General features: G+C 51.8%; 26 protein-coding genes, 1 other RNA gene and 2 pseudogenes. 15 read left to right on the top strand and 14 right to left on the bottom strand.

Going from position 1 to position 25,463, the window contains the following annotated elements; all coding sequences use genetic code 11:
- Positions 1-158: 158 nt before the first annotated feature.
- From ccmA to torA, 11 genes are all read left to right on the top strand, one after another.
- Positions 159-782 carry a cytochrome c biogenesis heme-transporting ATPase CcmA gene (gene ccmA, locus KGA69_RS11940; RefSeq protein ID WP_045395142.1) on the top strand — a complete coding sequence of 208 codons (624 nt, stop codon included), beginning with the start codon at positions 159-161 and terminating at the stop codon, positions 780-782.
- Positions 779-1,438 carry a heme exporter protein CcmB gene (gene ccmB, locus KGA69_RS11945; protein WP_063447415.1) on the top strand — a complete coding sequence of 220 codons (660 nt, stop codon included), beginning with the start codon at positions 779-781 and terminating at the stop codon, positions 1,436-1,438. The genes ccmA and ccmB overlap by 4 nt, the downstream gene beginning before the upstream one ends.
- Before the next feature lie 33 nt (positions 1,439-1,471).
- Positions 1,472-2,218, top strand: a complete 747-nt coding sequence (locus KGA69_RS11950) for a heme ABC transporter permease (RefSeq protein WP_045378274.1) — start codon at positions 1,472-1,474, stop codon at positions 2,216-2,218.
- Positions 2,215-2,439: a heme exporter protein CcmD gene (gene ccmD, locus KGA69_RS11955; protein ID WP_063415583.1), complete on the top strand. Its 225-nt coding sequence runs from the start codon at positions 2,215-2,217 to the stop codon at positions 2,437-2,439. Before KGA69_RS11950 ends, ccmD begins: the two co-directional genes overlap by 4 nt.
- Positions 2,436-2,912, top strand: coding sequence for a cytochrome c maturation protein CcmE (gene ccmE / locus KGA69_RS11960; protein ID WP_015703212.1), 477 nt, complete (start codon positions 2,436-2,438; stop codon positions 2,910-2,912). The genes ccmD and ccmE overlap by 4 nt, the downstream gene beginning before the upstream one ends.
- Complete coding sequence (locus KGA69_RS11965; protein ID WP_213293121.1) at positions 2,909-4,861, top strand: heme lyase CcmF/NrfE family subunit; 1,953 nt, start codon at positions 2,909-2,911, stop codon at positions 4,859-4,861. The genes ccmE and KGA69_RS11965 overlap by 4 nt, the downstream gene beginning before the upstream one ends.
- Positions 4,861-5,418 (top strand): DsbE family thiol:disulfide interchange protein, encoded by a 558-nt coding sequence (locus KGA69_RS11970; protein ID WP_213293122.1) that lies wholly within the window; start codon positions 4,861-4,863, stop codon positions 5,416-5,418. Before KGA69_RS11965 ends, KGA69_RS11970 begins: the two co-directional genes overlap by 1 nt.
- Complete coding sequence (locus KGA69_RS11975; protein WP_015703210.1) at positions 5,415-5,882, top strand: cytochrome c-type biogenesis protein; 468 nt, start codon at positions 5,415-5,417, stop codon at positions 5,880-5,882. The genes KGA69_RS11970 and KGA69_RS11975 overlap by 4 nt, the downstream gene beginning before the upstream one ends.
- A complete protein-coding gene (ccmI, locus tag KGA69_RS11980; protein ID WP_032723236.1) occupies positions 5,879-6,745 on the top strand; it encodes a c-type cytochrome biogenesis protein CcmI in 867 nt (288 codons plus the stop codon). The genes KGA69_RS11975 and ccmI overlap by 4 nt, the downstream gene beginning before the upstream one ends.
- 225 nt (positions 6,746-6,970) lie before the next feature.
- Positions 6,971-8,134 (top strand): NapC/NirT family cytochrome c, encoded by a 1,164-nt coding sequence (locus tag KGA69_RS11985; RefSeq protein WP_006798114.1) that lies wholly within the window; start codon positions 6,971-6,973, stop codon positions 8,132-8,134.
- A gap of 9 nt (positions 8,135-8,143) precedes the next feature.
- Complete coding sequence (gene torA / locus KGA69_RS11990; RefSeq protein ID WP_074165804.1) at positions 8,144-10,663, top strand: trimethylamine-N-oxide reductase TorA; 2,520 nt, start codon at positions 8,144-8,146, stop codon at positions 10,661-10,663.
- Between the two features lie 179 nt (positions 10,664-10,842).
- On the opposite strand, the gene KGA69_RS11995 is transcribed toward torA, so the two are convergent.
- Together KGA69_RS11995 and KGA69_RS12000 are read right to left on the bottom strand one after the other, a co-directional pair.
- Positions 10,843-11,229 carry a DUF7079 family protein gene (locus tag KGA69_RS11995; protein ID WP_047044410.1) on the bottom strand — a complete coding sequence of 129 codons (387 nt, stop codon included), beginning with the start codon at positions 11,227-11,229 and terminating at the stop codon, positions 10,843-10,845.
- 1 nt (position 11,230) lies between these two features.
- The gene (locus tag KGA69_RS12000; RefSeq protein WP_063447414.1) at positions 11,231-11,989 is read right to left on the bottom strand and encodes a hypothetical protein; all 759 of its coding nucleotides are present in this window, start codon (positions 11,987-11,989) and stop codon (positions 11,231-11,233) included.
- Between the two features lie 486 nt (positions 11,990-12,475).
- Between KGA69_RS12000 and KGA69_RS12005 the strand changes: the two genes are divergently transcribed.
- Complete coding sequence (locus KGA69_RS12005; protein WP_045366796.1) at positions 12,476-13,276, top strand: nucleotidyltransferase domain-containing protein; 801 nt, start codon at positions 12,476-12,478, stop codon at positions 13,274-13,276.
- 158 nt (positions 13,277-13,434) lie between these two features.
- On the opposite strand, the pseudogene KGA69_RS12010 reads toward KGA69_RS12005, so the two are convergent.
- From KGA69_RS12010 to KGA69_RS12035, 7 genes and pseudogenes are all read right to left on the bottom strand, one after another.
- Positions 13,435-13,536, bottom strand: a pseudogene (locus KGA69_RS12010) (preprotein translocase); the annotation flags it as partial.
- Between the two features lie 724 nt (positions 13,537-14,260).
- Positions 14,261-16,594, bottom strand: coding sequence for a primase-helicase zinc-binding domain-containing protein (locus KGA69_RS12015; protein WP_096884165.1), 2,334 nt, complete (start codon positions 16,592-16,594; stop codon positions 14,261-14,263).
- Positions 16,595-16,608: 14 nt separating this feature from the next.
- Positions 16,609-16,929, bottom strand: a complete 321-nt coding sequence (locus KGA69_RS12020) for a DUF5375 domain-containing protein (RefSeq protein ID WP_024154762.1) — start codon at positions 16,927-16,929, stop codon at positions 16,609-16,611.
- Positions 16,926-17,153: a hypothetical protein gene (locus KGA69_RS12025; RefSeq protein WP_024154761.1), complete on the bottom strand. Its 228-nt coding sequence runs from the start codon at positions 17,151-17,153 to the stop codon at positions 16,926-16,928. Before KGA69_RS12025 ends, KGA69_RS12020 begins: the two co-directional genes overlap by 4 nt.
- The gene (locus KGA69_RS24220) at positions 17,150-17,344 is read right to left on the bottom strand and encodes a host cell division inhibitor Icd-like protein (RefSeq protein ID WP_249417932.1); all 195 of its coding nucleotides are present in this window, start codon (positions 17,342-17,344) and stop codon (positions 17,150-17,152) included. The genes KGA69_RS12025 and KGA69_RS24220 overlap by 4 nt, the downstream gene beginning before the upstream one ends.
- Positions 17,345-17,368: 24 nt before the next feature.
- Positions 17,369-17,701 (bottom strand): annotated as a pseudogene (locus tag KGA69_RS24225) (ash family protein); the annotation flags it as partial.
- Complete coding sequence (locus KGA69_RS12035; protein WP_000546674.1) at positions 17,698-17,964, bottom strand: helix-turn-helix transcriptional regulator; 267 nt, start codon at positions 17,962-17,964, stop codon at positions 17,698-17,700. The gene KGA69_RS12035 and the pseudogene KGA69_RS24225, both read right to left, overlap by 4 nt.
- A 547-nt stretch (positions 17,965-18,511) precedes the next feature.
- On the opposite strand from KGA69_RS12035, the gene KGA69_RS12040 reads away from it, so the two are divergent.
- The 3 genes from KGA69_RS12040 to KGA69_RS12050 are packed head-to-tail and all read left to right on the top strand — an operon-like array spanning position 18,512 to position 20,080.
- Positions 18,512-19,255: a capsid protein gene (locus tag KGA69_RS12040; protein ID WP_172901406.1), complete on the top strand. Its 744-nt coding sequence runs from the start codon at positions 18,512-18,514 to the stop codon at positions 19,253-19,255.
- A gap of 3 nt (positions 19,256-19,258) precedes the next feature.
- Positions 19,259-19,498 carry an ogr/Delta-like zinc finger family protein gene (locus KGA69_RS12045; RefSeq protein ID WP_213292320.1) on the top strand — a complete coding sequence of 80 codons (240 nt, stop codon included), beginning with the start codon at positions 19,259-19,261 and terminating at the stop codon, positions 19,496-19,498.
- Positions 19,499-19,513: 15 nt separating this feature from the next.
- The gene (locus KGA69_RS12050) at positions 19,514-20,080 is read left to right on the top strand and encodes a phage polarity suppression protein (protein ID WP_213292321.1); all 567 of its coding nucleotides are present in this window, start codon (positions 19,514-19,516) and stop codon (positions 20,078-20,080) included.
- A 206-nt stretch (positions 20,081-20,286) separates the two neighbouring features.
- Here the strand turns inward: KGA69_RS12050 and KGA69_RS12055 are convergent, their stop codons facing one another.
- The 5 genes from KGA69_RS12055 to smpB all read right to left on the bottom strand — a co-directional run bounded on the left by KGA69_RS12055 (position 20,287) and on the right by smpB (position 25,422).
- Positions 20,287-20,958: a DUF2290 domain-containing protein gene (locus tag KGA69_RS12055; protein WP_137348434.1), complete on the bottom strand. Its 672-nt coding sequence runs from the start codon at positions 20,956-20,958 to the stop codon at positions 20,287-20,289.
- Positions 20,955-23,039 carry a DEAD/DEAH box helicase gene (locus KGA69_RS12060; protein ID WP_213292322.1) on the bottom strand — a complete coding sequence of 695 codons (2,085 nt, stop codon included), beginning with the start codon at positions 23,037-23,039 and terminating at the stop codon, positions 20,955-20,957. Before KGA69_RS12060 ends, KGA69_RS12055 begins: the two co-directional genes overlap by 4 nt.
- A gap of 3 nt (positions 23,040-23,042) precedes the next feature.
- Complete coding sequence (locus tag KGA69_RS12065) at positions 23,043-24,248, bottom strand: integrase domain-containing protein (RefSeq protein WP_137348436.1); 1,206 nt, start codon at positions 24,246-24,248, stop codon at positions 23,043-23,045.
- 183 nt (positions 24,249-24,431) lie between these two features.
- Positions 24,432-24,794: a transfer-messenger RNA gene (ssrA, locus tag KGA69_RS12070) on the bottom strand.
- 145 nt (positions 24,795-24,939) lie between these two features.
- Positions 24,940-25,422: an SsrA-binding protein SmpB gene (gene smpB / locus KGA69_RS12075; protein ID WP_020078156.1), complete on the bottom strand. Its 483-nt coding sequence runs from the start codon at positions 25,420-25,422 to the stop codon at positions 24,940-24,942.
- Positions 25,423-25,463: the final 41 nt, after the last annotated feature.

A 25,463-nucleotide genomic window follows, 5' to 3' on the forward strand; every position in this document is an offset into this window, starting at 1 on the left:
ATGCAACCGCTACTGGCATGTTCGATTATGTGTTTTTAGCATTTTTACCCGCTTAGCTCCGGTATAAAATTTTTAATACATTCAGCAAAACAGATTGTTTTCTTTCGTTATAATAAGGCACTTGAATGCGCTGACGCCCGGACTGGACCTGCTTTCTGATGCTGGACATACAAAATATCGCCTGCCTGCGGGATGAACGAACCCTTTTTACCCACTTATCGTTTTCGGTACAGCCAGGCGAGATTATTCAAATTTCAGGCCCCAACGGCGCGGGAAAAACCTCGTTATTACATCTCTTAACCGGGTTATCGACGCCAGAAGAAGGGGAAATTCTCTGGCAGGGAAAACCGCTGCGGCGTACTCGCGATAGCTGGCACGCGCAGCTCTTATGGCTCGGTCATCAGGTTGGTGTGAAAGGGGCGCTCACGGCGGACGAAAATCTGCGCTTTTACCATCCCGAGGCGACCATTGAGGCGCGCTGGCAGGCGCTGGCGCAGGTTGAGCTGGTGGGCTTTGAAGATGTTCAGGTAGCGCAACTCTCCGCCGGGCAACAGCGGCGCGTCGCGCTGGCGAGACTATGGCTCAGCCGGGCGACGTTCTGGATTTTAGATGAACCCTTCACCGCGCTCGATGCGGCTGGCGTACAAACGCTGACCACCCGGCTGGAGCAGCACGTCGGCCAGGGCGGTGCGGTCATCCTGACCACCCATCAACCCCTGCGCCCGCTCTGCGTTCCCTTACGCACGATTATGCTGAATGACGATGAGGCGGCTGCGGCATGATCAAGCAGATATTCTGGCGCGACCTGCGCCTTGCCTTTCGCAATTACGCCGAAATTATCAACCCGCTGTGGTTTTTCCTGATTATTATCACCCTGTTCCCCCTCAGTATCGGCCCTGAACCGCAGCTGCTCCGGCAGATTGCGCCGGGCATTGTGTGGGTGGCGGCGCTGCTCTCTTCGCTGCTGGCAATGGACCGGCTGTTTCGCGATGACTGGCTGGATGGCTCGCTGCAGCAAATGATGCTGATGCCGGTACCGCTGTCGCTGGTGGTGCTGGCAAAGATTGCGGCGCATTGGGTGATCTCCGGGCTGCCGCTGCTGATAATCTCTCCGCTGATCGCCATGTTATTCGGACTTTCGACGGCGGAGTGGCAGGTGCTGGCCCTGACGCTATTGATGGGCACGCCAACGCTGAGCTTTATTGGCGCCATCGGCGTGGGGCTGACCGTCGGCCTTCGGCGCGGCGGCGTATTGCTTAGCCTGCTGGTGCTGCCGCTGATGATTCCGTTACTGATTTTCGCCACCGCCGCCGTGGGCGCGGCGCAGATGCAGTTACCGGTTGACGGCTATATGGCCATCCTTGGCGCCTTTCTGGCAGGAAGCGCCACTTTAAGTCCGTTTGCTACCGCGGCGGCACTCAGAATTAGCGTGCAATAATTCCCGTTCCCTCGGGGCAATGAGGCAAAAAAAATGTGGAAAGTGTTACATCAACTCGCCATTCCAGAGCGCCTGTATAGCGTATGCGGACGATGCATTCCGCTGATGGCTATCCTCAGCGCGCTGTTTCTGGTGGTGGGCTGCGTCTGGGGATTTGTCTACGCCCCGGCAGATTATCAACAGGGTGAAAGCTATCGCATCATGTATCTGCACGTCCCGGCGGCGATGTGGTCGATGGGGATTTACGGCTCAATGGCCGTGACCGCTTTTGTCGGCCTGGTCTGGCAGATGAAAATGGCGGATAAAGCGGTGATGGCGATGGCGCTGCCAGGCGCGGTTTATACCTTTATTGCGCTGGTGACCGGTTCCGCGTGGGGAAAACCGATGTGGGGAACCTGGTGGGTGTGGGATGCGCGTCTGACATCCGAACTGGTCCTGCTGTTTTTATACGTCGGGGTGATTGGCCTGTATCACGCTTTTGACGATCGCCGGCTGGCCGGGCGCGCAGCCGGGATACTGGTGCTGGTCGGGGTGGTCAACCTGCCGATTATTCATTATTCCGTGGAGTGGTGGAACACCCTGCATCAGGGCTCGACCAATATGCAGAAAACCATCGACCCGTCGATGCGCATGCCGTTGCGTTTAACCATTTTCGGTTTCTTATTCCTCTTTATTACTCTGACATTAATGCGTATGCGTAATTTAATTCTGTTGCAGGAGCGCCGCCGCCCGTGGGTCGTGGCGCTGGCTGGCGCAAGTAAGCGTGAGGAGAACTCATGACCAGCGCTTTTCACTCCTGGAGCGATTTCTGGCAGATGGGCGGCTACGCCTTTTATGTCTGGCTGGCGGTTGCAGTGACGGTCATCGCGCTGCTGATTTTGTTCATCCATACCCGCTGGCAGCGCCGGGCGCTACTGGCGGATATACGCCGGCAGATGGCGCGCGAGCGCCGGGTATCGGCGGCGCGTAAGCAAAGCTCAATGAAGGGAGATGCGTTGTGAATCCTCGGCGTAAAGTACGTCTCTGGCTCGCCTGCGGAGTGATTGGGGGGCTGGCGCTGACCGTTGGTCTGGTGATGTATGCATTAAGCTCCAATATCGATCTCTTCTATACACCGGGCGAAGTGATATACGGCAAACGGGAAAATGGCCAGAAGCCAGAGCCGGGGCAGCGTCTACGTATCGGCGGCATGGTGATGCCCGGCAGCGTGAAGCGTGACGATAAAACCCTCGATGTGACCTTCAAACTCTATGATGCCCGCGGTGTCGTCGAGGTGAGCTATACCGGGATCCTGCCGGCGTTGTTCCGCGAAGGGCAGGGGGTCGTAGCCCAGGGGACGCTGCAGGACGGGACGCATATCCGCGCGAAAGAAGTACTGGCGAAACACGATGAAAATTACACCCCTCCGGAAGTGAAAGAAGCGATGGAAGAGAATCATCATCCGGCTGAGAAGCCGCAGGGAGCCGCGCAATGATCCCTGAAATCGGCCTCTTCCTGCTGTGCCTGGCATTGGGCATTTCCTGCCTGCTGGCGCTATTTCCCAGCTGGGGCGCGATGCGGCAGGATGCGCGGATGATGGCGCTGGCGAAGCCGCTGTCGGTAGCGATGTTTGCCGCCATCCTCGGGGCGTTTCTCATTCTGGTGTACGCCTTTGTGGTGAATGACTTCACCGTTCTGTATGTCGTCAGTAACTCGAATACGCTGCTGCCGGTGTGGTATCGCGTCGCGGCGACCTGGGGGGCGCACGAGGGATCGTTGTTGCTGTGGGTATTGCTGATGAGCGGCTGGACCTGCGCGGTCGCGGCCCTGAGCCGTAATATTCCGCTGGAAGCCTCTTCGCGCGTGCTGGCGGTGATGGGGATGATCTCCTTCTGCTTCCTGGCGTTTATCCTGCTGACCTCAAATCCGTTCGTGCGCACGCTACCTGATTTCCCCATCGAAGGGCGCGATCTGAACCCGATGCTGCAGGATATCGGGCTGATCTTCCACCCGCCGATGCTGTACATGGGCTATGTGGGTTTCTCCGTGGCCTTCGCTTTCGCCATTGCGTCGCTGATGACCGGGCGTCTTGATAGCGCGTGGGCGCGCTGGTCACGCCCGTGGACGCTGGCGGCGTGGAGCTTTCTGACGGTCGGTATCGTGCTGGGGTCGGCGTGGGCCTATTATGAGCTCGGCTGGGGCGGCTGGTGGTTCTGGGATCCGGTAGAAAACGCCTCCCTGATGCCGTGGCTGGCGGGAACGGCGCTGATTCACTCGCTATCGGTCACCGAAAAGCGCGGCAGCTTTAAATCCTGGACCGTGCTGCTGGCGATTCTGGCGTTCTCGCTGTGTCTGCTGGGCACTTTCCTGGTGCGTTCCGGGGTACTGATTTCCGTACACTCCTTCGCTTCCGATCCTACGCGCGGCATGTTTATTCTGGCGCTGCTGGTGATCACTATCGGCGGTTCGCTGCTGTTATTCGCCATCAAAGGCGGCAAGGTACGTTCCCGGGTGCGTCACGAACTGTGGTCGCGCGAGTCGCTGCTGCTGGGCAACAATGTGCTGCTGATTGCCGCCATGCTGGTGGTGCTGCTGGGGACGCTGCTGCCGCTGATACACAAGCTACTGGGGCTAGGCAGCATTTCTATCGGCGAGCCGTTCTTTAATTCCCTCTTTATTGCGCTGATGATCCCGTTCTCGCTACTCCTTGGTATCGGGCCGCTGGTGCGCTGGCGTCGCGATGAATTCCACAAGCTGCGTAAGCGGTTGCTGATTGCCGCGGTGGTTGCCATCGTACTGGCCATCCTACTGCCGTGGCTGATGCAGGATCGTATTAAAGCCATGACCGTGGTTGGCCTGCTGATGTCGCTATGGGCATTCGTGCTTACCGTGATGGAAGTGGTGGAGCGCGCCACCGACCGCCACCCCTTCTGGCGCGGGCTGACCCGCCTCGGACGCAGTCACTGGGGAATGGTCGCCGGCCACGTAGGGCTGGTGGTCACCGTCATTGGCATCGCCTTCAGTCAGAATTACAGCATTGAACGCGATGTGCGAATGAAGCCGGGCGATAGCGTCGATATCCACCAGTATCACTTTGTGTTCCGTGACGTGCGGGATATCACCGGGCCGAACTACTTCGGCGGTGAAGGGGTGATCGAAGTTTCGCAGAATGGCCGTCACGTGAGTACGCTGCGGGCGGAGAAACGCATTTACAGCAGCAGCCGGATGGAGATGACCGAAGCCGCCATCGACGGTGGGCTGGTGCGCGACCTGTACGCTGCGCTGGGTGAAGAGCTGGCCGACGGTAGCTGGGCGGTGCGCTTGTACTATAAACCTTTTGTTCGCTGGATCTGGTTCGGCGGGATGTTAATGGCGTTTGGCGGCGTGCTGTGCATTCTGGACCCACGTTACCGCTTACGTAAATCACTGCCGGAGAACGCGTGATGAACCGCAAAGTCTTATATTTACCGCTGGCTATCTTCCTGATTCTGGCGGCGGCGCTAATGTGGCAACTGATGCGCAATAGCGACGGGGACGATCCTACCGTGCTTGAATCAGCGCTGGTGGGTAAGCCTCTGCCGGATTTCCGCCTGGCGTCACTGGAAAAACCGGATGTCATGCTGGATCCCTCTAATATTGTCAATGGTAAACCGGTGCTGATTAACGTCTGGGCCACCTGGTGCCCCACCTGTCGGGCGGAGCATCAGTATTTACGCTCCCTGGCGGCGCAGGGCATTCGCATCGTTGGCATCAACTATAAAGACGATCGCCAGAAAGCGGTGAACTGGCTGCACGAATTGGGCAACCCGTATGCGCTGGGAGTGTTTGACGGCGACGGTATGCTGGGGCTGGATCTTGGCGTGTATGGCGCGCCGGAAACTTTCCTCATCGACGGCAAAGGCATTATCCGCTACCGCCATGCCGGCGATGTGAACGAGCGGGTCTGGCAGCAGGAGATTCTGCCGCTGTGGAATAAATACAGCCAGCAGGGGGGCGCGTGAAATATCTGCTCATCACTTTACTGACGGCGCTGTTCTCGTTTCAGGCGCTGGCGGCGATTGATACCTATCCATTTAAAGATGAAGCTCAGGAGCAGCAGTTCCGCCAGTTGACCGAACAGCTGCGCTGCCCGAAATGCCAGAACAACAGTATTGCCGATTCGAACTCGATGATTGCCGCCGACATGCGCAAAAAGGTCTGGCAATTGATGGAGCAGGGACAAAGCAATCAGCAAATCACCGATTACATGGTGGCGCGCTACGGCAACTTCGTGACCTACGAACCGCCGGTGACCCCCGCGACGATCATCCTCTGGCTGCTGCCGGCTTGTTTTGTTGTGGGCGGCGCGCTGGTGATTTTTCGTTTAAGCCGTCGCTCACGGGCTGAACGCATCAGCGAGCTGAGCGCGCAGGAACAGGAACGCTTAAAGGCGCTGCTTGATGACAATAAAAGGACCCTGAAATGATTGTCGCTTTGCTCATCATGTTGGTGTTACTGCTGGGAACCGCGGCGCTGCTGTTTATTCCGTGGAGCGGCAGGCAGCGCGTTGACCGCAATACCATGAACCATATGATTTATCGGGCGCGCCTGCAGGAGCTTGATGAGGATCTTTCAGCGGTGAACGCGGCGCAGCAACAGCAGCTGGTTGACGATTTACGCTTGAATTTATTGGAAGATTTGCCCGAATCTGCCGAAACGAATCACAAAAATAGTAGTTATTGGGTGTATATTCTTGGGGTTATTATACTAACCTCTTTATGCGTAGGGGTTTTTATCCGAACGAGTTACATGACCCGCGTGGTTGAGTGGCAGCAAGTTGTCCAGCAAACGCCGCAGTTGATGCAGCGGGTGATGGATCCACAGGGTAAACCGTTGTCGGAAGAAGAGCTGTTTCGACTGGCGCTGGGGCTACGCACCCGCCTGCAGCAATACCCGGCCGACCAGCTGAGCTGGACGATGCTCGGCAGGCTGCAACTGGTGCTCAATAATCCAGGCGCCGCGTTACAGGCGTTTGATAAGGCGCGACAGCTGGCGCCAGGCAACGCCGATGCGCAGCTGGGATATACCGAAGCGTTACTTCACTCTACGGATCCCAACGATAGCCGTGAAGCCCAGCAACTGCTCGATACGTTGCTGAAGAATAACCATAACGATGTGCGGGTGCTTAGCCTCGCGGCGTTTAACGCCTTTGAGCACCAGCAGTATGACAAAGCGATCGCGGCGTGGCAGCTGATGCTGCAACTGTTACCGGCGGATGATGCTCAGCGAGAAATTATCATTCGTAGTATTGACCGGGCGAAAAAAGAACAAGCCGCTACACTGAAATAATTAAAATAACGTGAGTATTGCTCGAAGGCATATTGGATTTGCAATGGGTTATCGCTCTGAAATCACAGGATAATCATCCCCGGCTGATTATCCTGGCTCCGAAAATCTCCAAAAAAACAGTTGGATTAGAAGGTGAGTGCAATCGTTATAGATTTATTTATATAACGATTGCCATCTGGCAGGGACTTTTGCGTCTTTCATTTAGGAAAAGGGTTAAATAATAAGATGAGTAAACTTTCACTGGAACGCTCTGGTAGGCGAAAAATTATATTTATCGCCTTGCTGGTTGGGATCATTATTGGCGTGGTGTTGCTGGCCGGCACTGCGACTATTATGCATAAAACCAGCGATACCGAATTTTGTGTGTCGTGTCATACCATGCAGCAGCCTCTGGCGGAATATCAGGGCAGCGTGCATTTCCAGAACGATAAAGGTATTCGCGCCGAGTGTGCCGATTGCCACGTTCCTCATCAGCCGATCGATTATATGCTGACCAAAATTGGCGCCCTGAAAGATGTCTGGGGTGAAATGACCGGCAAAATTGACACCCCGGAAAAATACGAGGCGCATAAACTGGCGATGGCCCAGAGCGTCTGGGATGGGTTGAAGAAGAGCGATTCGGCGACCTGCCGTTCCTGCCACGACTATAAAGCGATGGATATTCTGGCACAGACTCCTGAAGCCCGTAAGCAGCATCCGGTCGCGATCAAAGAGGGCGAAACCTGCATCGACTGCCATAAAGGCGTGGCGCATATTCTGCCGAACATGAGCGGCCTGGCGGCGGCAGGGGCCAGCGAGCTCGCTAACGCGGCGGCGAAAACCCCGGCGACCGCGACCACCCTTTACACCATTCAGACCCAGCCGTTCTGGCTGAGCGAGAAAGCGGGCGACCATAACGACGGTAACCTGATGGCCTCCACTGAAGTGAAAGTGGTGAAACGTGAAGGCGACATGGTGCTGGCGGATGTTCATGGCTGGCAACAGGATGGCGTTACCGAAGCCTTCTACGCCGCGCGCGGTAAACGCATCATGAGCGCGCTGCTGGGCGAAGAAGCTCGCAAAGCGTTAAAAGTGTCTGGCTCCGTTACCGATGAAGAGACTAAACAGGTCTGGCATGAAGTCGATCTGCAGGTCTGGCTGCCTGCGAAAAATCTGATTGGCGATCAGCAAAAAATCTGGAGTTACGCTTCTGAATTAATGGCTAACAACTGTACCGGCTGTCATGGCCTGACCGAGTTGAATCGCTTTAACGCCAACCAGTGGATTGGGGTGGTTAAAGGTATGTCCGGCCGTACTTCACTGACTCAGGAACAGGTTCGTCTCCTGACCCAGTACGTACAAAAACATGCGAGCGACATGCCAGCAGCGGCCAATCAGGACAAACAATAAGGAGCCATGATGAAAAAGAATAACGATTATGACATGGCGGATCAGAGCCAGGAATCCGGTATGAATCTGACGCGTCGCCGTTTTCTGGCTGGCGCCAGCGCCCTGATGGCGGCGCCGCTGCTGGCGGGGCTGTGGCCGCGTTCGGCGCTGGCGGAGGCCATCAGCCAGGCGATGCCGCAGTTTATTGCATTGCGCCAGGCGGAAAGTGGGATTCTCACCGGCGCTCACTGGGGCGCGTTTGAAGCCATCGTCCGCGACGGCAAAATGGTTGACGTTCGCCCGATCAAAGACGATCCGTATCCCAACGAACTGATTACCATGGCGCCGTATCAGGTTCACGCCGAAAACCGGATTAAATATCCGATGGTGCGTAAAAGCTGGTTAGAAGGCGGAGCGAAAAACAGTAAGCCAGAGCTGCGCGGCCGCGATGAGTGGGTCCGCGTCAGCTGGGATAAAGCCCTGCATCTGGTGGCGGGAGAAATCAGCCGTCTGCAAAAAGAGCATGGCCCATCATCTATTTATGCCGGTTCTTACGGCTGGAAAAGCGTCGGGATGTTCCACAACCCGAGAACGCTGCTGCAGCGCATGATGAACCTGGCGGGCGGCTTTGTCGGCTATTCCGGTGACTACTCCACCGGCGCGGCGCAGGTGATTATGCCGCACGTGGTCGGCTCTGTTGAAGTTTACGAACAGCAGACCGCGTGGCCAAACGTAATTGATAACAGCGAGCTGGTGGTGATGATCGGTTGTAACCCCATGATCACGCTGAAAAACAGCTGGAACCTGCCGGATCACGTCGGCCAGACGGGCTTTGAAGCGCTGAAGAAAAAGGGCACCCGGATGATCTGTATCGACCCGGTGCGCAGCGACAGCGCGCGTGAATTAGGCGCCGAGTGGATCGCCCCGCGCAGCTATACCGACTGCGCGCTGATGGCGGGGGTAGCCCATACGCTGCTGGCAGAAAATCTACATAACCCAGATTTCCTGAAAACCTACACCGTAGGGTTCGATAAATTTGAAGCCTACCTGAACGGTAAAGAAGATGGCGTCGTCAAAGATGCCAACTGGGCTGCGGATATCAGCGGCGTTGATGCTGAGACCATCAAGCAGCTGGCGCGAGATATGGCGAAGCATCGCACCATGATCATGGGCGGCTGGGGCATTCAGCGTCAGCATCATGGCGAACAGGCCCACTGGATGATGGTGACGCTGGCGGCGATGCTGGGGCAGATTGGCCTGCCCGGCGGCGGTTTCGGCTTTAGTTATCACTACTCTTCAGGCGGTAGCCCAACCGCGCGCGGCGGCATTCTGGCGGGGATCTCCGCCGGTAGCCCAACGTCGCCGGCGGCGAAAGATATTACGCCATTCCCGGTGGCGCGCATCGCCGATGCGCTGGCGAACCCAGGCAAGACCATCGACTATAACGGCACGAAAGTCACCTATCCGGATATTAAAATGGTGTACGTGGCGGGCGGTAATACCTTCCACCAGCATCAGGATACCAACAACCTGGTGAAAGCCTGGCAGCATCCTGAAACCGTGGTGGTGAACGAACCGTACTGGACGGCGACGGCGAAACACGCCGACATCGTACTGCCGGTGACCACCACCTACGAGCGTAACGATATGGACATGGGCGGCGACTATTCACAGCTTTATGTCTTCCCGCTGCGCCAGTGCGTACCGCCGCAGAACGAAGCGAAAAACGACTTTGATGTTTTTGCGGGGATTTCCGAGATCCTTGGGGTGCATGAGGCCTTTACCGAAGGCAAAGATGAGATGCTGTGGTTGAAGGGCATGTATGACGAGATGAAAGCCCAGGCGCGCAACGCCCGCGTGGCGCTGCCGCCGTTTGATATGTTCTGGGCTTCCAACAACTACATTCGCTTCCCGATCCCGCAAGAGAACACCCAATGGGTGCGTTTCGCCGATTTCCGCGAGAACCCGCTGCTCAACCCGCTGGGAACGCCGTCAGGGAAAATCGAGATCTACTCTGACGCCATCGCCAAAATGGGCTACGAGGACTGTAAAGCGATTCCAACCTGGATGCCGCCGCACGAGTGGTATCGCGGGCCGGAAGCCGAGAAATATCCGCTGTCGCTCAATACCGGTCACCCGATTAACCGTCTGCACTCTCAGCTCGATAATACGCCGCTGCGCAAGAAATATGCGGTGGCCGATCGTGAAGCTATTTGGATCCATCCGAAAGATGCGAGCGCACGCGGCATCAGCGAAGGCGATCTGGTTCGCGCCTTTAACGATCGCGGGCAGATCCTGGTCGGAGCGGTGATTACCGATAACGTTCGCGAAGGCGTGGTGCGCATCAGTGAAGGGGCATGGTTTGATCCGGCCGATCCGTCGCAGCCGGGATCGCTGTGTAAAAACGGTAACGTCAACTGTCTGACCTTTGACGTCGGCTCCTCCAGCCTGGCGCAGGGGAACTGTGGCCAGATGTCGCAGCTGCAGATCGAGAAGTACACCGGACCGGCGTTGAAAAACACCGCGCACGATGTGCCGGTAGGCGCGTAACCCGCAGCTGACGTTTGAAAGACAAAACGGACACTTCCGTAAGGGGTGTCCGTTTATCTGATGAAAGTGAATATATTCACGGCATCGCTAATTTTACAACGTCTTATTCCCTGTACTGCATGAGCCTGGCTTTTGGATATATACCTAAATGTATGCCAATCGCCTCGTTTAAAACCCTTTCAGAAGCATTTATCCAGTTCGTGGGAAAGCTTATTGAGTTCGTTCTGAATGTATTTACGGCGCTGTTTTAACAGTACGCGGGCTGGAATGACGCGCTCGATAATTGTCGGTTTCTTATATACATACTCTGTCACGAGCTGTTTAATATCTTTCTCTGACCAACCGTCCATCACCGGCGTTGGGTTGTAGAGAAGATTTGACTGGAGGGCAGGGGCAACTTCCTCATCCAGAATCACAAAGATCTCTTCCCGACTTAAACCAGACTCCTTTAACTTCTGCGCCATCCATCGGTAGTCGTAGTCCTGGAGTTCGCGTCCGGTAAACAGCTCCGATAATGCGTGCCAGACAGGAACGCGGGTCATCAGTTGAGCTTCTGTTAGTTGCATATTAGTTTCTCCCCTGTGGTGAAACATATAAGGTTCCAAACAGAAGGTCTGTTCCGACCGATGCGAGAATTCCGCCCACTAATGCAGCAACACCAATACAAACAGGCGCAGTTGCCGCACAAACACCTGTTGCGACCACTGCAGCTCCGACTCCCCATCCTCCGGCAACACCAGCAGCGGCTATAGCACCTTGATGCATCGTTTCGGTGGTTTTATCTTCCGCTTGATAGATTTCGTAAGCGGCGACAGCTAAAGAGACAAAGAGGACACGCTTACCGGCCATACCCAAGGTTTTAGCGATGCCCGATACTGCGCCCCTGTCACGTCCAGCCGAGTGGATCATTTCTTTAAAGATTGTGGCCTGCTGTCTTTCCGATAGAGACTCGAAAGGTTGCTGAAACATCTTCGTAGCATAATGTTCAGTTAGGTCAGCCATCGTACGCCCCGATGGTTTTAACTTTTTCGCGTAGGCTCTACCGACAGGGCTGTTTCTTAGCCGTGAAAGATCCAGAATTTCGTTGCGCATCTGAGAGGCTAATGTGGCGGCTTCTCTGGGAGACATTTTCCCACTTCCAACTGATTGAACAAATTCGGCGGACATGTTTTGAATATCACGTAGATATTGCACTCTAACACGGGAGTCCTGAATACAATGCGCAGCAAAGTTTGATGCCGTTCCTTGCAGCGAGGCCAGAGCAGCAGAAAAGGCTCTCTGATCATTCTGCAGTGCTCCAGCGACAGCAGGGTATGTGAATCCCATTCAGCACCTCATCATTACTAATAGATAGAATCCCATTCAGCACCTCATCATTACTAATAGATAGGTTCCTAATGATACTTATGGTCTGTTTTTTTGCTAAGTGAACTCTATATGATTTCTGAAACGAAACCGGCAATTCGGAGTTCCCTTAGTTACTGGAACTAAGCTCCAGCTGTGTTTTGAATAGAGCTTAAAATTCTTTTTTGTCTTACGGGTCATACTGTTCAATAAGTTATTTTTATTAAAATATTAAGTACATAGCAAGTGAAGTGCGAAGAGTTATCACTTCACAATGCGTATTTGACACTACAGTGTATGTCAGATACCGGAATAAACGATTGCCAGAAGTAGCGCCAGACGCATAGGACAATATTTCTCGTCGGGATAACCTGCTGCGGACATCACTGTTCCTGCAAAATATCTGGCCTGAATATAAACAACTCGATATTCTGAAATGCTTTGTATTTTTTGTGAACAGGAAAAAGTATGCTGAGTACATTACCCGATTTACACAGAAGTTTTGCAGAGCAACTCAAACTTAAATTTCAGTCTGATTCGCGAATTCACTCCCTTCTCGCTGGTGGCTCAATTGTTCATGGTGGGTTTGATAAATACTCCGATCTCGATTTTGTCGTTGTCGTAGACACTCTCCACTATGACGAAATCATGACGCAGCGCAGGGAGCTTGCCGGAACATTAGGCCATCTGCTCCATGCTTTTACCGGGGAACATGTCGGAGAGCCTCGCCTGCTAATATGCTTGTATGGCCCAGAACTTCTTCATGTCGATTTGAAATTCGTCACTCTGGAAATGCTCACTCAACGCGTTGAGGAGCCCGCAGTGCTATTTACCCGTGATAACACTGCTCTGCAGCGACAACTGGCAAAATTTAGTGCTCACTGGCCTGATATGACGCCGGAGTGGTTTGAGTCCCGAGCCTGGATCTGGCTGCATTATGCAGTGGTTAAGTTGGGAAGGGGCGAACTCTTCGAAGCGATGGGTATGCTGTCATTCTTCCGCGAGCAGGTGCTGGGGCCAATGTTGTACCGTCGTGCCAATCTTCCGCAACGTGGGGTTCGCCGCATTGAATTCCACGGCATTGACCCTGATGGCCTGCTGACTTCCACGCTGGCAACGCACGATCGTGACTCGGTCAGCATGGCCATCAGAATGGCTGTTGACGCTTATATCAATCTGCGAGCTGATGCTCTGCCTGAGAATATCGCAGATGATGCGGCTCGTTGGGCGGTTCTTGCGATGCTGAAAGCATATTCTGACAGGGTTTAAATCTGTACTCCGGTCGCTTACATGGCCGGAGTAAAAGTACCAGCGATCTAAATCCCAGGATTGGCCGTCTCAGTTTAGTTAGTACAATCCATGCTAAAGCCAGGTTCAGGTGTCAAGAGTAAGGTCCGCTATCAAAAAAACGAGACCTGCCTGGATGGGATACTTACGCCATCACCACCATCATAGATAACGTAGTCCGCTTCTTTGGGTTTGGCTGATTCGATTTCTTTAACTGAGAGAGGTTTGGTTTGTCTTGCCATTGGCGGTTTTCCATAGCCTTAGGCACCTCAAAAATAATAAAGCTTTGTGAGGTGCCTAACAAGGTGCCTAAAAGGTTCGGATTTAATTAGTTCTCTTCGGACTTCGCGGGACAAATTGAGGACACAAAAAAGCCCGCAGGGCTTGCGCTGTGCGGGCTTTCAGGACTTCATCGGATGACTCTGGTAATCACCGATGGAGAATTTTGGTGGGCTGGCGGAGTCTGAATAAATTTCTTAATGTATTAAATGTAAAGGATTTTTCCGTATTCAACTTTCAGTTGTGTACCTAAACGTGTACCAATTATGAAATGTCATAGTAATACGATCCCTCTTTAGAAATGTGCCACCTTTTTCATGTGGTCTTTTTTTCTTAAACAATGAGCATTGAAAAAAAGTTTTTTTGCATTTAACTGTTCACACTGTTCACCTCGTTATTTTTCTTTTTAATATCATAGTGATAAGTGGTGAATGGTTGGTGAAGAGTGAACAGTCGACTCTTCACCTTTGTGATTTTTTCTCGCTCTGGATGCGCACGGTCAGGCGATGTGGTGGGGGGATAAAAAGTTTTTTTAGGTTTTACTGTTCACACTGTTCACCTTTTGTTTTTTTCCAATTATTTCATGGTGATAACGGGTGAATATACGGTGAAGGGTGAACAGTGGATTGTTCACCTTGCGGTAATAGTCAGAAAGAAAAAGACCGGCTTTTGCCGGTCTGAGGTTGGTTATGTCGCTGCGGGTTCGTCGCACTTCGGCAGCCAGTCGCCGTTGCTTTCATCCTTAAGCGTCAGGTTGGTCTGTGTACCCTGCTTGGTATGCCGCTTCTCATAATTCATCCCGTACTCTTTGAGCATCATCGGCAGCCCCAGCCCGAACATTTTCAGGCTGAGTACGTTCCTGTATCCGTTGGCCTCCATATAGACCAGATAGGCATGATAGAGATAGTTACGGGGCTGGCGCGGAATAATATTGGCATTCCCCATAAACATCCCGTTGGTATGCGGCAGCGCCTCCAGATAGCCACAAAAATCAAATGCCGGGTCAGCGTCGCGTTTGATGCTGAGTGCCTCGTCGGAGTTCTGCTGCGACTGGAGCAGTGCGCGGGCGCTCATTGGATCGCTGAACTTCTGCATAAGCTGACGCACAATGACGGCCAGTTCGCGCGCAATTTTATCCCTGAGCTGCGGGTCGCGTTCCTCCGGCGCAATCTGCTCCGGGAAGTGAATAATCACCCGGCGACGTGACACACCACCGCTGCGGTCGGTGAAGCGCATCGGGTTATTGTTCACGGCCAGAATCACCGCCGGAATATGCGTTGAATACGGGTTCTGATATTTCGGGTCAACCGATACCGCATCGCCGCCGGTGATGGCTTTAAGCCCGGCACCGTCGCCGCTCCATTTCTCCTGGTCAGGCAGGCGTATCAACGAGAAGCCAATCAGGGATGCACGTTTGCGGGGGTCTTCCAGCGTGTCGATGTCGGCCGACGTGGCGTTATCCTCCCCAGCGAGCAGGGTCGCAATTTCGGCGAGAATACTTTTCCCGCTGCCACCCGGCCCGGTCACTTCGAGAAAGAGCTGCCAGTCGTAACGGTTCGCCAGCACCATAAACAGGGCGGCCAGAATCACGTCGCGCTTTTCGGCATTACCGCTGGCTGCCCGGTCGAGCCAGCGCCAGAAGTTTGGCGCGTGTGTCTCCAGCGTTTCCCCCTCCACCGGTGGTGTAAAGTCGACATCGCACAGCGTACGCAACCAGTACGATTTATGGTGTGGACTGAATATGCCGGTGCTGGTATCAAGCACACCGTTACGGAAGCCAATCAAACGCCGCGCCGGTGCATCCTGCTGCGGAATAATCAGTTTCAGGGTCTCCACCACGGAGGCGATCCTCCCCGACGAGAACGGGGCACGCAGACGCTGGAACAGTCCGGCCACATCACGGGCAAAATCGGACGGCGGTATCACCTTCCAGATGCCATTTTCATAGCGGGACAGGAGCTGACCGTTCGCGTCCACAGCCAGCGCTTCGCCGTAATGATCATGCACCCGCATCGCCTTTTCGCTGGCGCTCATGGCGGTAAATTCAGCCTCGCTCATGGTATCGAACGGACTTTGCGCCGGTGGCCGGATAGCGTCATAAATGGCTTTGCGTGTCGCATCCTCACCTTTTTGTTCAAATGCGTCATTCCAGTCACCGAACACCGGCGGCAGGGCAACCATGCCCTCACAGGCGTCTGCGGCCGCCGCGGCTTTGGTCTGGCCGTCGCCGTTCAGGTCGCGGTCGGCAGCAAGGACAATCTGACAGGCTGGATGTTTTTGACGGGCAAGGCTCGCCAGAGAAAGGAGGTTCACGGACGACAGCGCCACCATGACGGTTTCGCCGGTCAGGTGATGCACGGTGAGCGCGGTAGCATAACCCTCCGCGATCCACAGGCGTTTTCCCGCCTGTTTTTGCCCTTCGATGATATGGCATGCCCCTTTGACCTGACCGCCTTTCAGGGTGCGTTTGAGACCGTCTGAATTGATAAGCTGAAGGTTAACCAGCACGCCGCTATCATCATACAGCGGGACAACCAAATCACCGGCGCGGAACGTCACACCGCCAGTTTTATGCATGGTCGTCAGCGTCAGACATTCCCGACCGGGAAAGCCCTTGCCAGTCAGATAAGCGTTGCCAGTGGTCGTGTGGGTTTTCTCCATCAGTTTTACGGTAAGCTCTGCCGCCGCTTTCCGGTCGGCCTCCGTTCCGGCTTCTGCGGCCGCAATCACCTCCGGGGCAACCGGCGACAGACTGCCGGTCACGGCGTTTACCTTCCCGGCGGCCTCAGAGGCTGATACACCGAACACCTTCTCGACCAGTTTCAGTCCGTCACCCGCGCCGCACTGGTTACAGAACCATGTGCCGCGCCCCTCTTTATCGTCAAAGCGGAAGCGGTCAGAGCCGCCGCACACCGGGCAGGACTGATGGCGGTTTTTAATGACCTTCACCCCCAGCGCCGGGAGAATGCGCGGCCAGTGGCCGCACGCCTGTTTCACGGTGTCCGTTACGTTCATTTTCATTGTGGTTGTCTCCCTCAGTGCAGTACCGGCGCGGTGATGTGACGGGCGCAAAGTTCATCCATCACGGCCAGCCCGAGAAAGGACAGCGACGGCGCGGCTTTGAGTGGACCGGCTTCCATTAAATCTTCGAGTAATGCACAGGCTATCTGGCGACCTTTTTCCTCGCCGTGCTGGCGCAGGTAGAAGCCCTCCAGCTCGTCAGCAATGGCATTTTCCAGCGCGTCGAGGGTGAGGTGCGGATAGCGGTGCTGATGGGTGCACAGGGTCAGCCAGGCACAGGCGACCGCGCGGCGGTATAGCGCAGCACGCAGAGCGGGTGATAATGCAGTTTTCATACGTTACCCTCCCCGGTCAGCCAGCGCTGGTTGCAGCGTTCGACCACACCGTCGAGCTGGGCGGTCATGAGGTAAATCACGGAGGTGAGCTGTAATTGTTGTGCGGGGTCACGGCGTACGGTGGTGCAGTCCTGCACCTGCATCAGTTCGCCGACAAGATGGCCGACGTTGCGCATATGCTCAAGGCATTCGAGGTCACGGGCGGTAATGGTGGTGTGTTTCATGCGTGCACCTCCAGAACCGGCAAACGGCCAGCGAACGAGAGGACGTAATCGCGAACGAGGGAAAGGCGTGCGGCGTGCTCATCACCGGCAACGGTGCGGAGCATGCAAATACGGGGTTTACGGTCTGCGCGACGAACGGCGGCAAACACAAAGACAAACTGCGGGTGTGACGGGGTGAGGGTCGTAGCCATAGTGGCAACCTCCAATGTTTGCATGTGACTGCTACCACTGGAAACGCCAATTTCACTGGTGGTAGCCCAGACGGGGTTGGCGTAACCGGCAACATTGGAAACCGGCGCTTCGTGAGAAGCCCCCGCCTGAGCCACCATTACACGAAGGATCCATAGACAGATAAATCTCTGGATCAAAAATGGATGCGCTGAGGCATAGACACAAAAAAAGACGCAAGGCGCGTCCGGTGTCGCCAATGTTGTAAACGGGACGCCAATCCCGGCTGCCGATTTTGCGACAGCGGGAAAACTATACCTGGAAACGGCGAACGGAAGCAAGCCAGAAAAAGGGGCTGTTTGCTGAACGGTCATCATCATGCGTCATAGCCCCGGTTACGTTCGGCAATGCGATCCGCCATCCATGCAGTGATTTCAGACTGCGCCCACGCCACATTTTTTCCGCCGAGGGAGATTTGTTTCGGGAAGGCTTCCCGGCTGATGAGGTCGTAAATGGTCGAGCGGGACAGGCCGCACAGATGCATCACTTCGGGCAGACGGATAAAACGTTCGTGAACGGTATCAGAAACCGGCATCAGTGGCGCGGCAGGGGCAGAAGACGGGGAAGAAAAAGCGATGTGCATCGGGCTACCTCACAAAGTCCATACAGTGCCGGTCGTGTCCGTCCGGCTTCGGGTAGCTCCTTATTATGTCTATATTTTTCCTCAGGTCATGTGAGATTTTCGGGGAAACAAACATTGACTTTTCGCTCTGGCAAACAAAGGCAAACGCTGGCAAACATATGCAAATCACTGCATTACAATGCAGCAATTTATATTGGTTTTAGTTATATATTTTTCATTTTTAATCGAAATAAAGTCTAAATGGTATAGCCAGAGCAAAACAGGAGGGTGAACAGTGGTGAACAGACGGTGAACAGACGGTGAACAGTCAGACCCTCAACTGTTCACCCTTTAACTTACTGTATTATTTGTATTTTTATTTAAGGTGAACAATGGTGAATAGTTATAAGTAAAAAACAAACGGTGAGTAAGGTTATCCTGCGACCTTTCTCTGGCCAGCCGGTTTATAAGGTCTGTTTGTGCCAGCACTCTGACAACGGCAATGAATCGTGTTGTTGTGCAGGAGGCGTCAGAATCATTTCAGGTTGAACACACGGAGAGCCTGAACATGAAACCCGAACTCATTATCAAAGCCATGCAGACCGTTATCAGTAAACAGGATGAAGGCGCGGAACAACGTATTGCCGGTGCGCTGGCCGCACTTAACGAAGCAAAAGACGCACACACGGCCAGCATGGGTAAACTCAGCGACATTGAGGCTTCCATTCAGCGTTGTGAGCAGGAACGACAGACCGCCCTCAGTGAAAGCGCACAGGCCGAACAGGACTGGCGCAGCCGCTTTCGAACTCTGCGCGGCAACCTCACTCCTGAACTGAAAGCTGAACACAGTAAACGTATCGCCAGCCGCGAACTGGCTGATGAGTTCACCGGTCTGATTACCGAGCTGGAGAAAGACAAAAGTCTCGCCATGCTTGGCGCATGCTCCTCCGGTACGGCTTATATCAGCGCCCATGAAAAAGCATTCACCACTTACGCCAACAGCGAATGGAAGAAGGTGCTGGCCGGTATCAGCCCCGCACTGTTACGTGCCTTCCTGTTGCGTATACGGTCGCTGGAAATGAGCGGAGAAACCTCATCGCGTGCGACCGCGACACGTGAGCTGGGTGATGCCCTGAATCTGCAGTCAGCCCTGTATCATTTTGATATGGAGCAGGAGCCGGTCCTGTCTGTAACTGGCATGAATCGCCCGGTCATAACCGGGGTTGATATGGCGCTGTTAAGAAGCCCGGCCAGACGGATGAAGCTTGCCGCTGAACTGGCTGCAAAATCCCACGAACAGGCAGAGGGCTGAATTATGTTTCACTGTCCGTTCTGCAAAAAGACCGCGCACGTCCGTACCAGCCGTTATCTGTCGGAAAACGTCAAACAGTGTTATCACCAGTGTACCAATATCGAATGTTCGGCCACTTTCCGCACCATCGAGTCGGTTGACGGTGTGATACGTGCCGCACCGGAGAAACCTGCCCCCACCCCGGTGACGCCACTGCCGCCGCGTAAAGCACAGGGCTGCTACAGCTCGCCGTTCCGGCATTAATCAGGAGAGGGACACGTGACCACTATGACAATACAGCAGGCCTTTGAGGCCTGTCAGGCAAACAAAAACACCTGGCTGAAACGTAAAGCCGAACTGGCTGACCTTGAACTTGAATACCGTGAACAGCTCCTTGCTGGTGACGAACAAATCCAGCGCAAAATGCAGGATTTGCGCGACAATATCGACGTGAAAAAATGGGAGATTAATCAGGCCGCCGGTCGCTATATCCGCTCACATGAGGAGGTGCAGCACATCAGCATCCGCAACCGGCTCTATGACTTTATGCAGCAGCACGGCGCGGAGCTGGCCGCCACGCTGGCGCCTGAACTGATGGGGTATAATGAACAGCTTCCCGCAGTAAAACAGAGCGCCATGCAGCATTCGGTTGATTATCTGCGTGAAGCCCTGTCAGTGTGGCTGGCCGCAGGTGACAAAATTAATTATTCCGCGCAGGACAGCGACATTTTAACGGCCATCGGATTCAGGCCTGATTCGGCTTCGCGGGATGATAATCGAGAGAAATTCACCCCGGCACAGAACCTGATTTACACCCGCCGACGTGCAGAACTGGTCGCACGGTAGCACGCGAAAAAATCCCCGAAAATTCCGCTATTTTTCCTGAAAAAAGCCATGCATCCATAAGGTGCATGGTTTTGCATGCAAATCCCCGTATTTTATTTCCCCCACCACGCCAGTACCGGCGCGGCCTGAGCCGGTTCATGCACCTGCATTAAAAGTGACCTCTTAAGCGGGCAGGCGTGGCGGGGAGAGCATTGCGCTCAAGTCGGCTAACCTAAATAAAATAAGTTGGGTTCATATGCGTTCCAATAATTAGGTGGGACATAATCTAAATTACCTTTGAGATGTACTAGATACTTCTCTAGCTCAGTAGATTCCGCGAATGTTTTCCATTCCTTTGGATAAAAACTTCTCAGAATAAAACCTGTGAATGAAATTGGTGTTAGTTCTCTATTTGAAGGAATGCGGCTTTCATTTTCAATACCGAAGTGAAAATGATAAAGAGGGTGTGTATGCTCACAGTAATAATTTGAGTCTATATCAAATCGGACAGGCATTGGTGGTTGCGTCTTTAATTGACTATCTAGGTACTTTTCATATTCTTCAGTTATTACGTGTTTGTTCTCTTCCTCTCTCCATTCAGGATCACTTTCGTAAAATTCCTCTGCAAAATCTGAAAATGATAATGTAAAGAATGGGACTCGAACATAAGAATAACCATCATTTTTAAATATCAATAATGAAGAATCATCAAGTTCAATATCAAACCATGAGTTTTGTTTGCATTTTTTCCATGCGTTTTCGTAAGAGAGTGGACGCAACTCCCCCGGCATAGTGTTAGGGTATGTAATTTGATTGTTAAAATTACCAAGGAGTCCTACATCCCTGACTAACTTTATAGCATTTCTTTTAGAGTCGTTTAACTGGCCTAGTGAAATCATTTTTTTCTGACCTTTTTAGCTTCCACTTCACGGATCATTGCCTTCAACCCATCGGCTCCGTATTCTTTGATAAGCTTTTCAAGCTCATCATTTCTATTTTCAGTTTCAACCCGTTTCAAATCAATTTCAATTTGTCTTATCTTTGTGTCTGGTGGGTATTTAAATTCAAGGTATGGTGCTTTATCAAGTGCATCAGATATTTCATCGAACAGTTCAAGGGCTGCTGTTCCAATACCTGTCATGACTAGCCACCCCTTAGTTCGTGTCATTGCAGTAAAAAGTAAGTTCCTGTTTTTCACATTAGGATTATAATAAAGAGACTCACTACCCACTACATATACACTGTAACTTTCATTACCTTTAGCTTTATGGACTGTTGAATAAGTTACTTTGTTATCTATTGAAAAGTCATTGATATTATATCGATCAGCATTGACATTGTTAATGTCAATACCGAAGTTGGACAAGTACTCGGAAATTACTGAGTAATAGCTTTTATAGTTTCTATCATCGGCACAAATTATCAATATGTCGGATGCATTTAAACCCTGCTCTTTAATATCAGCATTTATTTTTTCTGCTACCCAACTGCATTCTTTAAATATATCATCATGCTCTTTGGTTATAACAAGATTTTCTTTATTTTCATTATATAATGAAGGTGATGCCTGTTCTGTGCGGTAGACAATTATATCTTCATCCTGCTCGAATTGACTTTTATATTTTGTCTCATCAATAGAGTATCCCAGATTCATCCAATCCTCGGGGGTTCGTATGACTTGAACTTGATCTCTATAGACGCCAAGGCCAATTGCATGAGCACAGACTAAAGTTGCACATGGAGTGCGGTAACATTTATTTAAAAATTTATCTAAGCCTAGTTGACGATCTTTACCAAGTATTTCATTGATTGATGGTGCTATAGTTTGAAAGATATTTTGGAAAACATCCAACCCAAATACCATATTTTCATTTTGAGCAAGTTTCAAGCATAATTGCAAGAAATTACTGTCGAAATCCTGGGCTTCATCTACGAAAACATAATCATATTCCGGTTGTACATCATATCCTTCTATTAATGTCTTACACGCATATGAAAATGGGTTTTTTTGGTTGAGGCGTTGAGCCTTCCCAAAATCTAAAAATGGTGCGCTATTATTAACACACGCATTATAATAAACGCCCGGAGTTGTATGTCCGCCCCAAGCATGCATTATTTTTATAGAATCATCAAAATCAGGATCAACATCATCGAATTGACGATAGAAACGAGTGATTAATCGTTTAACATGCTGATATAACGCTTTAGTACTAAATGTATATAAAATTTTCTTTTCGGGGTTTCGAAGATGCGTAATAGCTACTTTCATAGCAAGTACAACAGTTTTACCTGAGCCAGCTAAGCCGCGAATTCGTTCAATTCCGTCAACTTCGTTCACGCAACTACTCAACTGATCCGCGTCAAAACGCGAAATTGCAGATTCCAGTTGGCTAACTATAGCCACTTTTGATCTGGCTGAAAACCCATCAACATCTCTTGTTTTTTGACGAATTAAACCTTTCCCACCTTCAATTGTTGAAGCTGCCTCACTGTATACGTCGTCATCAACAATATCTTCAAGGTCAGTAATAAATTTCTCAAGAGCTGCTTTTGAGGTGACAATCTCACTTTCAATTCCAATATCTGGTGATTGTGTCAGGTGAGGAGCATAAATACATGATTCTATGCTTATTTTTAGTGTTCTCTTTGTTTGCCTGAGATTTTTTTGCTTAACTAATCTGGAAAATATTTGACCATAAATATTATCTAAGTTTTCCTCTTCAACAAAAATTTTCTGATGAACATCTCGATCATTGCTAGTTGATAAATAGAAAATTATTATTCCGTAAAAGCGAGATACAAGCATTAATGGAGAAATAACAAGTTGATCATCATCATCTTTATATAAAGGAAAATCAAAATATAACTCTGCATCAGATAATATCAGTTTTCCTTCAGACTCTAACTCATTAAGTAATGAGTAGAGGCGGCCAGCTTCTGGATTTGCTAAAACTTTCTCTTTTTCTGCATTAAGTTTCAATCGTTATACTCCTTTTATTCTCGATTCGTCCACGTATTTCCCCCACCAGTTCATGAGTTCAATACGTTGTTCCAAATAGGTTGATCTGTTGTAAGCACTTCTGACTTGATTGCTATCTTTGTGAGCTAATGCAGCTTCAATGACGTCAGCATCAAACCCAGCTTCGTTTAAACAGGTGCTGGCAATCGAGCGTAATCCGTGAGCAACTAATGTTCCCTCAAACCCTATGCGTTTTATGGCTGCATTAGCTGTTTGACTGTTCATGGGATTATTTGGCTTAATTCTACTAGGGAAAACATGCTCTCGATGATTACTTATCGGTTTCATTATTTCCAGTATTTCTATCATCTGCTGTGATATAGGTACGATATGTTCACGCTTAGCTTTCATTCGATTAGCTGGGATTGTCCACAATTTCTTTTCTAAATCAATCTCTTCCCACTTTGTTGATGAAGCTTCAGATGGTCGTACTAAGGTCAGTAACTGCCACTCGATCAGACAACGAGTGGGGAGAGACAGGTTAGATCTTGTGATTGAGCGCATTAGCTTCGGCAATTCTTCTGGCCGCAGCGTTGGCATATTTTGCTTTTTGGGTTTTTCAAAAGCCATACCTACGCCTGATGCAGGATTGGCGTCAATGAGACCGGTATTAACTGCATAAATCATTATCTCGTTTACGCGCTGCACTAAACGGCGAACAGTCTCCAATGCACCACGCGCTTTGATTGGTTCTAATGCTTCAACAATCGTTCTGGCCTTTATCTCCTGAACGGGTATCGCGCCTATAGTAGGGAATACATCTTTATCTAATGAACGCCAGATGTCTTTAGCATAATCTTCTGTGACGCTTCTGCTTTTAATCTGGAACCAGTTAGTGGCCACAGTTGAGAAAATGCTGTCTAACTCAATCTGGCGTTGTTCTGATGCTTGCTCTTGCTGCTGTTGTGGATCCATGCCTTGCGCGAGCGTGGTTAAGTGCTGGTCGCGTATCTGACGAGCTGCTGCGAGTGTAAGGGCAGGATATGAGCCTAGACTCAAATTTGTACGGTTGCTGCTTCCCGGTCGTTGATAACGGAAGCGCCAGAGTTTTTTACCGGAGGTTTTGACGAGTAAGAACAGGCCATCACCATCATGCAGAGTGAAGTCTTTTCCTCGGGGCTTAGCTTTAAGGAGCTCGTTGTTAGTGAGGGGGCGTGTGATACGCGCCATGTCTGGATTCCTTCCATAATTGGTACACGTTTAATGGATCACATTATAGCGTGTACCTAAACGTGTACCAATTTTCTCTGGATTTAGCCGGATGTTCTCGGACTACGGCAGACACAAAAAAGCCCGCAGGGCTTGTACCATGCGGGCTTTCTGTACTTCACCGGACGTATCCGGATCATTATTTGGTGGAGCTGGCGGGAGTTGAACCCGCGTCCGAAATTCCTACATCCTCGGTACTACATGCTTAGTTTGTCTTTACATTCGCACGCCAGCTGCGGACAGACACGCCACTAACGAACTAGCCTGATTAGTTTTAGCACTTCAACCCCAGGCAGGGCATCCGCGCGATCTCTTTTGGGTTTGACCTCTCTTGATCCCCGTCCTAAGAGCGGAGGCTAGGGAGAGAGGGCTCTAAGCAGGTTATTAAGCTGCTAAAGCGTAGTTTTCGTCGTTTGCGACTATTTTTTTGCGGCTTTTTACGAGGCCAACCGCCCCTCGGCATGCACCTTGGGTTTCGCGAATCCCGTCGAATCCAGAATCAGCCCCAATGTGTACTTGAAGTATAACAGATTTGTGAGGGTGGTTACCAGCCCCTGCAGCGAGGATTCTGGCGGCATATCGAGTGAAAAAGCAGCGACAACAGCAATATAGCGTAGGGCCAGAGGGAGCTGGCCCGCAGAAAAGGGGGAGATTACCGGCCGGCGTTCTTCATGATGCGCGCTTTATCTACCGCCCATTCACGATCTTTCACGTCGGTGCGCTTATCGTGCTGTTTCTTACCTTTCGCCACGCCGATTTTCACTTTGCACCAGGCGTTCTTCCAGTACAAAGACAGGGCGACGACGGTATAACCTTCGCGGTTGATGCGGCCGTATAGCGCATCGAGCTCGCGCTGATTGAGCAGCAGCTTGCGGGTACGGGTCGGATCGCAAACGTAATGCGTGGAGGCGACCGCCATTGGCGTAAAGTTGGCGCCGAATAGATAGGCTTCGCCATCTTTCAGAATGACATAGCTATCGCCGATGTTGGCTTTGCCGGCTCGCAGAGATTTCACTTCCCAACCCTGCAGCGCGAGGCCTGCCTCGTATTCATCTTCGATAAAGTATTCGTGACGGGCGCGTTTATTCAGCGCAATGGTGGCTGATCCAGGTTTGTGGGCTTTTTTCTTAGTCATAATGTCCTGAAGTCATCGCTAGTTCTAAACATTGTTACCTC

The sequence above is a fragment of the Klebsiella sp. A52 genome (assembly GCF_018388785.1).
GTDB classification, from domain to species: Bacteria; Pseudomonadota; Gammaproteobacteria; order Enterobacterales; family Enterobacteriaceae; genus Klebsiella; species Klebsiella aerogenes.

Excerpts from the sequence above, each read along its gene's own strand:
- ccmA (WP_045395142.1), top strand. The coding sequence starts at position 159 with ATGCTGGACATACAAAATATCGCCTGCCTGCGGGATGAACGAACCCTT.
- ccmB (WP_063447415.1), top strand. The coding sequence starts at position 779 with ATGATCAAGCAGATATTCTGGCGCGACCTGCGCCTTGCCTTTCGCAAT.
- KGA69_RS11950 (WP_045378274.1), top strand. The coding sequence starts at position 1,472 with ATGTGGAAAGTGTTACATCAACTCGCCATTCCAGAGCGCCTGTATAGC.
- ccmD (WP_063415583.1), top strand. The coding sequence starts at position 2,215 with ATGACCAGCGCTTTTCACTCCTGGAGCGATTTCTGGCAGATGGGCGGC.
- KGA69_RS11965 (WP_213293121.1), top strand. The coding sequence starts at position 2,909 with ATGATCCCTGAAATCGGCCTCTTCCTGCTGTGCCTGGCATTGGGCATT.
- KGA69_RS11970 (WP_213293122.1), top strand. The coding sequence starts at position 4,861 with ATGAACCGCAAAGTCTTATATTTACCGCTGGCTATCTTCCTGATTCTG.
- ccmI (WP_032723236.1), top strand. The coding sequence starts at position 5,879 with ATGATTGTCGCTTTGCTCATCATGTTGGTGTTACTGCTGGGAACCGCG.
- KGA69_RS11985 (WP_006798114.1), top strand. The coding sequence starts at position 6,971 with ATGAGTAAACTTTCACTGGAACGCTCTGGTAGGCGAAAAATTATATTT.
- torA (WP_074165804.1), top strand. The coding sequence starts at position 8,144 with ATGAAAAAGAATAACGATTATGACATGGCGGATCAGAGCCAGGAATCC.
- KGA69_RS11995 (WP_047044410.1), bottom strand. The coding sequence starts at position 11,229 with ATGCAACTAACAGAAGCTCAACTGATGACCCGCGTTCCTGTCTGGCAC.
- KGA69_RS12000 (WP_063447414.1), bottom strand. The coding sequence starts at position 11,989 with ATGGGATTCACATACCCTGCTGTCGCTGGAGCACTGCAGAATGATCAG.
- KGA69_RS12005 (WP_045366796.1), top strand. The coding sequence starts at position 12,476 with ATGCTGAGTACATTACCCGATTTACACAGAAGTTTTGCAGAGCAACTC.
- KGA69_RS12015 (WP_096884165.1), bottom strand. The coding sequence starts at position 16,594 with ATGAAAATGAACGTAACGGACACCGTGAAACAGGCGTGCGGCCACTGG.
- KGA69_RS12020 (WP_024154762.1), bottom strand. The coding sequence starts at position 16,929 with ATGAAAACTGCATTATCACCCGCTCTGCGTGCTGCGCTATACCGCCGC.
- KGA69_RS12025 (WP_024154761.1), bottom strand. The coding sequence starts at position 17,153 with ATGAAACACACCACCATTACCGCCCGTGACCTCGAATGCCTTGAGCAT.
- KGA69_RS24220 (WP_249417932.1), bottom strand. The coding sequence starts at position 17,344 with ATGGCTACGACCCTCACCCCGTCACACCCGCAGTTTGTCTTTGTGTTT.
- KGA69_RS12035 (WP_000546674.1), bottom strand. The coding sequence starts at position 17,964 with ATGCACATCGCTTTTTCTTCCCCGTCTTCTGCCCCTGCCGCGCCACTG.
- KGA69_RS12040 (WP_172901406.1), top strand. The coding sequence starts at position 18,512 with ATGAAACCCGAACTCATTATCAAAGCCATGCAGACCGTTATCAGTAAA.
- KGA69_RS12045 (WP_213292320.1), top strand. The coding sequence starts at position 19,259 with ATGTTTCACTGTCCGTTCTGCAAAAAGACCGCGCACGTCCGTACCAGC.
- KGA69_RS12055 (WP_137348434.1), bottom strand. The coding sequence starts at position 20,958 with ATGATTTCACTAGGCCAGTTAAACGACTCTAAAAGAAATGCTATAAAG.
- KGA69_RS12065 (WP_137348436.1), bottom strand. The coding sequence starts at position 24,248 with ATGGCGCGTATCACACGCCCCCTCACTAACAACGAGCTCCTTAAAGCT.
- smpB (WP_020078156.1), bottom strand. The coding sequence starts at position 25,422 with ATGACTAAGAAAAAAGCCCACAAACCTGGATCAGCCACCATTGCGCTG.